This is a genomic window from Streptomyces sp. NPDC006365 (genome assembly GCF_042870755.1).
Lineage (GTDB): Bacteria > Actinomycetota > Actinomycetes > Streptomycetales > Streptomycetaceae > Streptomyces > Streptomyces xiangluensis.
The window spans coordinates 1-10,326 of record NZ_JBIAHS010000039.1; the positions used below are offsets into that span (position 1 = coordinate 1).

The 10,326-nt window shown below is 68.3% G+C and carries 7 protein-coding genes and 1 pseudogene; 7 read left to right on the forward strand and 1 reads right to left on the reverse strand.

Annotated elements, in window-relative coordinates:
- Nucleotides 1-450: 450 nt before the first annotated feature.
- The 7 genes from ACFYO0_RS46220 to ACFYO0_RS46250 all read left to right on the forward strand — a co-directional run bounded on the left by ACFYO0_RS46220 (nucleotide 451) and on the right by ACFYO0_RS46250 (nucleotide 9,507).
- Nucleotides 451-864: a DUF6153 family protein gene (locus tag ACFYO0_RS46220; protein WP_388688416.1), complete on the forward strand. Its 414-nt coding sequence runs from the start codon at nucleotides 451-453 to the stop codon at nucleotides 862-864.
- Nucleotides 865-951: 87 nt separating this feature from the next.
- On the forward strand, nucleotides 952-1,587 hold the full coding sequence (locus tag ACFYO0_RS46225) for a DUF305 domain-containing protein (RefSeq protein ID WP_388688418.1): 636 nt from the start codon (nucleotides 952-954) through the stop codon (nucleotides 1,585-1,587).
- Between the two features lie 1,464 nt (nucleotides 1,588-3,051).
- Nucleotides 3,052-4,260: a PLP-dependent cysteine synthase family protein gene (locus ACFYO0_RS46230; protein ID WP_388688421.1), complete on the forward strand. Its 1,209-nt coding sequence runs from the start codon at nucleotides 3,052-3,054 to the stop codon at nucleotides 4,258-4,260.
- Nucleotides 4,257-5,555, forward strand: a complete 1,299-nt coding sequence (locus tag ACFYO0_RS46235) for an MDR family MFS transporter (protein WP_388688423.1) — start codon at nucleotides 4,257-4,259, stop codon at nucleotides 5,553-5,555. Before ACFYO0_RS46230 ends, ACFYO0_RS46235 begins: the two co-directional genes overlap by 4 nt.
- A 348-nt stretch (nucleotides 5,556-5,903) precedes the next feature.
- Complete coding sequence (gene serA, locus ACFYO0_RS46240) at nucleotides 5,904-7,496, forward strand: phosphoglycerate dehydrogenase (protein ID WP_388688425.1); 1,593 nt, start codon at nucleotides 5,904-5,906, stop codon at nucleotides 7,494-7,496.
- Nucleotides 7,497-7,836: 340 nt separating this feature from the next.
- Nucleotides 7,837-8,478 carry a GNAT family N-acetyltransferase gene (locus ACFYO0_RS46245; RefSeq protein ID WP_388688428.1) on the forward strand — a complete coding sequence of 214 codons (642 nt, stop codon included), beginning with the start codon at nucleotides 7,837-7,839 and terminating at the stop codon, nucleotides 8,476-8,478.
- 102 nt (nucleotides 8,479-8,580) lie between these two features.
- Complete coding sequence (locus ACFYO0_RS46250) at nucleotides 8,581-9,507, forward strand: M15 family metallopeptidase (RefSeq protein WP_388688431.1); 927 nt, start codon at nucleotides 8,581-8,583, stop codon at nucleotides 9,505-9,507.
- A 237-nt stretch (nucleotides 9,508-9,744) separates the two neighbouring features.
- Here the strand turns inward: ACFYO0_RS46250 and ACFYO0_RS46255 are convergent.
- Nucleotides 9,745-10,083 (reverse strand): annotated as a pseudogene (locus ACFYO0_RS46255) (DUF3105 domain-containing protein); the annotation flags it as partial.
- Nucleotides 10,084-10,326: the final 243 nt, after the last annotated feature.

Below are 10,326 nucleotides of genomic sequence, written 5' to 3' on the forward strand. Positions count from 1 at the left end.
AGAGACGATCCATGATCTCTGCCTCGAGATCCCCCAGCCGTCGCATCGCCCTGACTTCCTCTCGCCACCGAATACGTAAGCCCATAGTAGGCGGCCGCTCGGTCGGACTTTCGGCGCGAGGGTGAAATCGTCAGCTCACCCTGGGAGTTCGTAACCCGCCTCGCCGACGGCCTCGCGCATCCAAGTGCCGTCGAGCGGAGTGGCGGATTTCACGGTGACGCGGCCCTTGGGGACGTGGGCCACGTTGTCGAGCGCCGAGACCTCTTCCCTCCGCGGTCTTCTCGCAGTGGCTGCACGTCATGCCGGACACGTGATAATCGGTCGTCAGTAGGTTGGCCATGGCTCTCCCAGGTGAGAGATGAAATACCCTGGGCGAGTATCACGTCTCCGTGTCTGCTCCCGCGGCCTCCGGGATGCAAGAAGCCGTTGATCTACGCCTACGCTGAGGCCGTGACCCGCTTCGGACAGCTCTCTCGACCGCACTCGACGGTGCGGTCCTGTGGGCTGCTCGTATGCGCTCTGCTGCTGGGCCTGCTCGGCATGCACGGACTCGGGCCGGTTCCAGACGTCACCGCTGCCTCGGGGCGCGACCGGATGGTCTCGGTCGCGCACACGGACGTCATGGCGTCGATGCCGGGCGGGTGTGATCACGGCGAGGAGGGCTGTTCGGGTCACGCGGACCATGCCGATCCGACCTGTGCTTCAGCCTCCGTCGCCGGAGGTCCCCTGGTGGCACCGGTGCTCCTGCCCGATGTGGCGGCCTGCGCCGCCGGTGTGGACGTGCCTGCCTCTTCGGTCGGCAGTGATCCCGACGGCGGTCGCGCTCCGCCCTCACTCTCCGAACTCCAACTCCTGCGGATATAGAGCGACCCGCGCGACGCCGTACGCCCACAAGGGACGGCGCCGCGTCTCGGCGTGCCCTTCACAGATCCGAATGCAGGAGTTCACTTCATGACCGCACACCGCAAGCTCATCCGTCGTACCGCTCTCGCCGCCACCGCGGGAGTGGCAGCCCTCGTCCTCGCCGCCTGTGGCGGCGGAGGGCACGACATGGGGTCCATGGGCTCCGACTCCAGCCCGTCCGCGTCCGCCTCGGCCAAGGCCGGCAAGCACAACGACGCGGACGTCTCCTTCGCGACGGACATGATCCAGCATCACCGTCAGGCCGTCGAAATGGCCGACCTGGCTGCCGACCGCGCCTCTTCGCAGGAGGTCAAGGACCTCGCCACGAAGATCGAGGGTGCGCAGGACCCGGAGATCAAGACCATGTCCGGCTGGCTCACCTCGTGGGGCGAGGAGGTCCCCGCGGACATGTCCGGCATGGAGGGCCACGACATGGGTGACATGTCGTCCATGCCCGGCATGATGAACAGCGAGGACATGGGCAAGCTGGAGAAGGCCTCCGGCGCCGAGTTCGACAAGATGTTCCTCGAGATGATGATCAAGCATCACGAGGGTGCCGTCGAGATGGCCGAGACTCAGAAGGCCGACGGCAAGTACGGTTCCGCCGTGAAGCTCGCGGGCGACGTGATCACGGCCCAGGCCGCCGAGATCGAGCAGATGAACAAGATGCTCGGCAAGAGCTGACGCGGCGGCAGAAACGGTGCGGCCCGGAGGTGCACATCGCCCGTCCGGCCGCACCGTTGTCCGTTCTCCAAGGCCGTCACGCAGGGCCGAACAAGGCGTTTGCGAACGATGAAGTCGCCAGTCGTTGGGTGCTATTGGTCCCAACAGGTGCTCTGGTGTGACGTCATGTGGCTGGGTTCACGCGATGTTCTCCTGAGACGGCGCGCCGGAGCCTGGCGATCAGGTTAGGATCACAGCGTGATTACGGCCTGGTCTCCTTCTCGTATGCCGAGGAGCCGCTCATCAGCGGCTCTGTGGCGTGTGCTGGGGCTTGGCCTGTTCCTCTTCGGCCTGCTGTATACGCATATCGCCAGCCCTGACGCGACGGTGAGTCACCTCGCCTCCGACAAGGGTGTTTCGGCGTCGGGCGTTCATTTCGAGCACACTGCCGAACACGAAAACGTTGCGAGTGCCACGTCGGCGCAGACGGCGGGCGAGCAGCCGGAGGGCCATCACGACGGCCACGGACAGCAGCACGCCGATGCGGACTGTGCGATGGGGCAGCCTTCGCAGGGTCCGGCTGTAACGGAGCCCTGCCTGTCTCCGCTGAGCTCGGAGAACGGCGAGGAGGCACCCGGCTTCGCGCCCGCCCGTCACGCCGCCGCGGCACGGGACTTCGCGGTCCCGAGAACGCAAGCGGCGGACTCCGCGGTTCTTCGTATCTAGGTCAGCGCCTTCCGAACCGGTCGACCTTTCCGAGGATTCTCGACTCGGCCCCAGGCCGCGTCACGCCTTCCCCGGCGACCGGTCCATGACGTCTGACCTCCTGCGCACAGCGCCCCACAGCGTGGCGCGGAGACGGTCGACGGCCCTCTTCCCCCACCCCCCACCGATCCCTGCCTCGACCGGGAGAGTTCCCGTACAGGCAGTGACCGCCGCGCGGAGGACCTGTGCCGCCCACCCCTGCCCTTTCCCGTGCCGATGACTCATGCGTACGTCCGCTCCGGAGGAGCCGGCTCGTCCGGGGCACGCTGTACGCCCTGCTGTGCATGCTGCTGGTGTGCCTCGGCGATCAACGCCATGCGGCGGAGTCGCCCGCTCGATTGGCCGCAGCGTCGAGTGAAGCCTCTGGGCCCGCGGAGGGCTCCGACGGCGAGAATCTCGACCCGTCCGAGTCTCCCGACCGTTGCCACGGTCCGCGCCTCGCGCAGGCCGTCTCCCTTCAGTCGTCCGCTCGGGTCCCGCCGCCCACCGCCACCGCGCCGTCGCTGACGGACGCCACAGCAACTCCCATGCGCCAGCCCTCTGGCGCCGTCCGAAGACTGCTGTCCAGCGGCGGCCGGTCCGCTCTCACCGCCATCTGCAGGTGGCGCATATAGGAGCGACCCCACGGGTCGGCCTGGTCGCCCCGCCGCGCGGCGCGCCTTGGCCGCCGCGCGAGATGAGCATCCGCACGCGTCCATACCGATATGAGAGCGAAAACAAATGCACTTCATGGCCAAGAGTGACCTCACTCCTGCCGGCTTCGGTTCCGCCCTACGGGGGCTCGTCGGTAACACCCCGCTCCTGCATGTGTCCCAGCCCTTCACCGAGCCGGGCCGCGGCTTCTGGGCGAAGCTGGAGGGCTTCAACCCCGGCGGCATCAAGGACCGTCCGGGCCTGCACATGGTCGAGCGCGCCCGCGCCCGCGGCGAACTCCAGCCGGGCGCCAGGATCATCGAGTCGACCAGCGGCACCCTCGGGCTGGGCCTCGCCCTGGCCGGAATGGTCTACGGGCACCCCGTCACGCTGGTGACCGACCCGGGGCTGGAGATGTCCATGACCCGGCTGCTGACCGCATACGGGGCGCAGGTCAATCTCGTCTCCGAACCGCATCCCACCGGGGGCTGGCAGCAGGCCCGCCGCGACCGGGTCGCCAGGCTGATGGAGCAGCACCCCGGCTCGTGGTGCCCGGACCAGTACAACAACCCCGACAACACCACCGCGTACACCCCGCTCGCCCTCGAACTGGCCACGGAGCTCGGCCATATCGACGTGCTGGTGTGCAGCGTGGGCACCGGCGGACACTCCGCCGGAGTTTCCCGCGTACTCCAGCAGCTCTATCCGGACCTCAAGTTGGTCGGGGTCGACACCATCGGGTCGACGATCTTCGGCCAGCCCGCCCGCCCCCGGCTGATGCGGGGCCTGGGCTCCAGCATCTACCCGCGCAATGTCGCCTACGACAACTTCAGCGAGGTGCACTGGGTCGCCCCGGCGGAGGCGGTGTGGAGCTGCCGTCAGCTGGCCGCCTCCCACTACGCCACCGGCGGCTGGAGCGTCGGCGCGGTGGCGATGGTCGCCGGCTGGCTGGCCCGCACCCTGCCCGCGGAGACCCGGATCGCCGCGATTTTCCCCGACGGCCCGCAGCGCTACCTCGGCACGGTCTACGACGACGACTACTGCGCCGCCCACGGCCTGCTCGACGCCCGGCCCGCGCCCGAACCGGAGGTGATCGGCCGCTTGGACGAGAAGGAGGTCACTCGCTGGACGCGGTGTGAAAACGTCATGGACCCGCTCACGCCGGCCGACTCGGAGTCGCGGTCCGAGATGGCCGGTCCGCTCGACGCATCCGACGCGGAAGCCGGGGCGTCCGTGGACAGCGACGCCGCCGAGAAGCTTGACGGCGTTGACGTGCTCGGGGAGGGGAACCGGTGAGGACGACCATCGCACAGGTTCGTTCCTACGACCGCAGTGTCCAGTTGTTGATGGTGAATCAGTTCACCATCAACCTCGGCTTCTACATGCTGATGCCCTACCTGGCCGCGTATCTGGCAGGCCCCGTGGGACTGGCGGGCTGGCTGGTCGGGCTGATCCTCGGAGTACGCAACTTCAGCCAGCAGGGCATGTTCCTTCTCGGCGGAACGCTGGCCGACCGGCTCGGCTACAAACCCATGATCATCGCCGGGCTGGTGCTACGCATCGTCGGCTTCGCAACCCTCGGACTCGTGGAGTCCGTACCCGCCCTGCTGGCCGCTTCGGCGGCGACGGGCCTGGCCGGGGCGCTGTTCAACCCGGCCGTACGGGCCTATCTGGCGGCGGACGCGGGTGAGCGGCGGGTCGAGGCGTTCGCCCTGTTCAACATCTTCTACCAGGCCGGGATCCTGCTCGGCCCGCTGGTGGGCATGCTGCTGACCGGCGTGAGCTTCCGCGTCACGTGCCTTGTCGCGGCCGGGATCTTCGCTCTGCTGAGCATCGTCCAGATCCGGGCCCTACCCGCCCGCCGGGGCGACGACGCCAAGCGTGGACAGGACCAGGAGGGTGTGCTGTCCCAGTGGCGGGGCATCGCGGCCAACGGGCCGTTCGTGCTGTTCTCGGTTGCCATGATCGGCTTCTACGTCATGCAGTTCCAGGTCTATCTCGCCCTGCCGCTGGAGGTACGCCGCCTGGGCGGCGAAGGGACTTTCGGCACGGCGGCGGTGGCGGTGCTGTTCGCCGTCTCGGGCTTGAGCACCATTCTCTTCCAGACCAAGGTGACCGCTTGGTGCAAAGCCCGCATGGAACCGGGCCGCGCGCTGACCTGGGGGCTGCTGACGATGGGGCTCGGGTTTGTTCCGCTGCTGGTGGCCACCGCGGTCCCGGTACCGGACGGCGGGGTGGGGCTGTGGCTGCTCGCGGCCGTGCCGCCGGCACTCTCCGCGCTGCTCCTCGCAATCGGCACGATGATCGCGTACCCCTTCGAGATGGACACCATCGTCCGCCTCTCCGGCAACCGCCTCGTCGCCACCCACTACGGCCTGTACAACACCATCTGCGGCATCGGCATCACCCTCGGAAACCTGCTGACGGGTGCCGCGCTCGACGCCGCCCGGGACGCCGGGATGTCCGCGCTGCCGTGGGTGGCACTGTTCGTACTCGGTCTCGCCTGCGCGGCCGCCCTCTCAGGGCTGCACCGCACGGGCCGCCTGGCGCCACCGGTGCGCGAGGCGCAGCCGGAGCCTGCGAACACATAACACGACGTCACCTGGTGGAGGGGGCGGCCGATTTCGCTTCCCTCCCCTCCGGCCGACCACGCCCACGTCGATGGTTGGGCCTGTGCGCCGGCGTTTTGCGCCCACGGACACAAGCACCGTCAGGCGCTCGCCCGCCGCGCCACGGCCACCTGACCACTTGGCACGTCACCTGCCGTCAGAACGTACTCGCGCATCACGCCGCCATCGCTTCCCTGCGCCGGCGCGGCAGGTGACGCCTCAAGCCGACCGCACTCCTCCAGCACCCGCAGAACCACATCGCAAGCCGCCACCGCCTTCGGCCGCCGAGACGGCCGTCCGCGAAGGAATAGGTAAGGACTGAACATCACCGTGAGCCCGAAACCCGCCGTACTGATCGCTGAAGAGTTGTCGCCCACCACCGTTGAAGCACTCGGTCCCGACTTTGAGATCCGGCACTGCAACGGCGCCGACCGAGCCGAGCTCATCCCGGCGATCGCCGACGTCGACGCGATCCTCGTGCGCAGCGCGACCAAGGTCGACGCCGAGGCCGTCGCCGCGGCCAGCAAACTGAAAGTCGTCGCCCGCGCCGGTGTCGGACTGGACAACGTCGACGTATCCGCCGCCACCCAGGCCGGCGTGATGGTCGTCAACGCCCCCACATCCAACATCGTCACGGCCGCCGAGCTCGCCTGCGGCCTGCTGATCGCGACGGCACGCAACATCCCGCAGGCCGACACGGCCCTGAAGAACGGCGAGTGGAAGCGCAGCAAGTACACGGGCGTGGAGCTGAGCGAGAAGACCCTCGGCGTCGTCGGCCTCGGCCGCATCGGTGTCCTGGTCGCCCAGCGCATGTCCGCCTTCGGCATGAAGATCGTCGCCTACGACCCTTACGTACGGCCCGCGCTGGCCGCGCAGATGGGAGTCAAGCTGCTCTCACTGGACGAGTTGCTCGAGGTCTCGGACTTCATCACCGTGCACCTGCCGAAGACCCCGGAGACGCTGGGCCTGATCGGCGAGGAGGCGCTGCACAAGGTCCAGCCACACGTTCGGATCGTCAACGCCGCCCGCGGCGGGATCGTCGACGAGCAGGCGTTGTTCAACGCACTGAAGGAGGGCAGGGTCGCGGGCGCGGGCCTGGACGTGTACGCGCAGGAGCCCTGCACGGACTCCCCGCTCTTCCACTTCGACCAGGTCGTGTGCACCCCGCACCTTGGCGCCTCCACCGACGAGGCCCAGGAGAGGGCGGGCATCGCCGTCGCCAGTTCCGTCAGGCTCGCGCTCGCGGGCGAACTGGTCCCCGACGCGATCAACGTGCAAAGCGGTGTCATCGCGGAAGGCGTACGGCCCTGGCTGCCGCTCGCCGAAAACCTCGGCCGGATCTTCAGCGCTCTGGCGGGCGAGGTCGCCGTCCGGCTCGACATCGAGGTGTACGGCGAGATCATCCAGCACGACGTCAAGGTCCTCGAACTCTCCGCGCTCAAGGGCGTCTTCCAGGACGTCGTCGACGAGACCGTGTCCTACGTGAACGCCCCACTCTTCGCGCAGCAGCGCGGCGTCGAGGTCCACCTCACCACCAGCTCGAAGTCCCCTGATCACCGCAACGTGGTGACCGTCCGCGGCACACTCGCAGATGGTGAGGAGGTCTCGGTCTCCGGCGCCCTTGTCGGCCCCAAGCACATCCAGAAAATTGTGTCGGTGGGTAAGCACGACATCGACCTGGCGATAGCCAACTACCTGGTCTTTCTGCGCTACGCCGACCGCTCCGGTGTCATTGGCACGGTCGGCCGCGTTCTTGGCGAGGCGGGCCTGAACATCGCCGGTATGCAGGTCTCCAGGGCGGCCCTCGGCGGTGAGGCTCTGGTGGTCTTGAACGTCGACAACAACGTCCCGACCGACGTTCTCAGCGAGATCGCCCAGGAGATCGGCGCCACCTCGGCGCGTTCGGTCAGCCTGGAGAACTGACCGACAGCACAACCGTACGGACTCGGGCGCGGTGCACCGCCGCGGCGGTCAGGCCGGGCCCGAGTCCGTACGGCGGGAATGCTCGAAGGCGGACAGCTGGCCTGCGTTCAATCAAAACTCGCGGGCCGTCAGTCAGGACCAGGGGTTCTGCCATGCCATCGGACTGCACTACTAAGTTTCTACGCAGTATAGTAATTTCTCCTACGTGGACGCCGACATGCGATCAGCCGCATACCCGAGCCCTGCCCGACTCGCCCCGGGCCAGATCCCCGCCGGGACTCCGAGTCCGGTGACGAGAGACGCCCGCCCCGCGGCGCACGGCGGCCTTCGAATACGGTCCATGGACCCTGACGACCTCCCCTTCGTGATCGCCGAGCACCTGAGGCACTTTCCGGACAGCTTCTTCGCCCGCCTCGGGCCGAAGTTCCTGACCGCGTATAACGGGACCTACCTCACCAGTCCGGACGCGCGCGCCTACATCGCGGAGATGGGCGGCCAGCCGGTGGGCTTCCTCATCGGTGCGACCGACCCGGCGGCGCACCGCCGCCATGTGCTGCGCGACCACGGGCGCGGACTGCTGTTCCGCGCCCTGAGCAGCCTGTGTCTGCGGCCCCGCCTCGCGCTGCACTTCCTGCGTACTCGGCTGGTGCGCTACGGCCGCAAGCTGATATCGAACCGGGCGGCCCGGCAGACTCCCGCCGTCGGCCACTCTGGCGTCACCGCTGTCCTGGACTACGTCGTCGTGGCCGAGCACGCCCGTTGCCGTGGCATAGGGGCTCGGTTGATCGCGCGGTTCGTGAAGGACACCGCTGATGCGGGCTGCGCGCGTGTCACTCTCGTCACCGCCGCCGAGGGCGGGACAGGCCCGTATTACGACCGGCTCGGCTGGCGGCGTCAGGGAGAGATCCGCACGCCCGAGGGCCGCCGCCTCCTCACGTACGACCTCCCTCTGAACGAGGGCACGACGTCAGAGCGGCACTGAGGTACCGGTCCTGGCTGACCAGCCCCGACCAATCAGATCATTCCCGTACCGGGACCCCCGTGCCCGGCACGAGGGTCCCGGAAGCACTCCAGGAGATTTTGCTTGACCAGCCACGCACCGGAGACGGAGCGCATGCGCGACGCGGCCCACCTCCACCACCCGAGCAGGGACACGGCACCATCGGCCCGCGAGGGCGGGCGGCGCCGGAAGCTCGCCCTCAGCAGCGTTGCGTTCCTCTCCACGACGGCGCTTCTGGCTGGCGGCTGCTCGTCCTCATCGGCCACGGGGGCCGCCCCGTCAACGCCGGGTGCCGACAGCTCCGACGGAACTTCGGCGCGGCCCTCCATTACTCCCAGTCCGACACCCACCCCTCCGCCCACACCGTCCCTGGACGCTGCCGTCAAAGAGATCACGGACGCACAGTGGTCGCGCATGTTGGCGGCGGGACTGTGGCGCAAGGGCTGTCCCGACGTCCGCGACCAACTGCGCCGCGTGGAGATGAACTACCTGGGCTTCGACGGCGAGGTGCACCGCGGTGTCCTCGTGGTCAACGCCGATGTGACGGCCAGTGTCGTCCGCATCTTCACGCGGCTGTTCGAGGAAGGCTTCCCCATCCGCCGTATGGAGCCGATGGAGGCCTACGACGGAGACCTGAACGCGAGCCTGCGCGACGACAACACCTCCGCGTTCAACTGCCGCCGCCCCGACCAGATCAACGCCCCGTTCAGGGAGTCCCCGCACGCCAACGGCCGCGCGATCGACATCAACCCGCTCGAGAACCCGTGGAAGGATCTGCGCAGCAAGCGCTGGTCGCCGAGCGCCAAGGACGCCGCGCGTACCGAGGGGAAGGGCAAGATCCTCAAGGGGGGTCTGGTCTGGCGGGCGTTCACGGAGGAGGGCTGGGTCTGGCAGGACATCAAGGTGCCCGACTACATGCATTTCGACACCGGGTACCCGTCCAAGCCCTTCAAGGGCCCGTCGGCCGCCCTCTCCAGCTCCACGGCCGAGGAGTCAACCCCCGCGGCGTGAGTGGGGGGAGACCGGTCGGCGGTGTGAGGGCGTACGACCCGGACGCCGCCGACTTTGCCGTCCGTACCCGCTGGGCCGTGACGCGGGCTGCGCTGGCCGGTGGACCTGGTCGGGCCTGCCAGCGGTTTGTCACTCAGAGACGACACAGTCACAACCTTGTCGATCACCGCTTGGCGGAGGCTCCTGGGCGCGGGTCGTTGGCGTCCGTCACGTCCGGCGCCGTCACAATCGTGTCCCTCATGAGGTGGTCAGCCCACCGGTGCAGGCGGCGTCCGGCTCGGGAGTCTGCGTGCCCTGGACGTACTTGGTGAGGAACTGCTCGACGCTGGGGTCGGACACCTTGTCGACGCTGAGCTGGCGGCCGCAGGCCGACAGCGTGATCGTTCCGGACTGGTCCTCGTCCGGACTCATCAGCGTGTGGGGCGTCTTTGAGGCCTTGTCGCTCAGCGCCTTGATGTCGGCGTCGGGGGCCTTGTCGTTGTACGTCACCCAGACCGTGCCGTGATCGAGGGAGTGGACGGCGTTCTCGTTGGCGATGGCTTTGGTGTAGACGGTGCCGTCGCAGATCATCCACAGAATGCCGCTGTGCTGCGAGCGCGGTGACACCGGTCGATCGCGCCGGAATGCACCCGTTGCTGTGATGGCGCTCGGTCATGGGCCGCGCGCCTCGCGGATCGCGGTCGGCGCTCCGGAATCTGCCAGACCGTCCCGGCGATCGGGCCACCTAGTGGCTCGTCACGCAGCCTTGGCCGGGTATTGGGTCCACTGACGGATCGGTGAGTCGGGGGCGAAGTTGGTCTTCGGTTCCGTGTGAGTGTT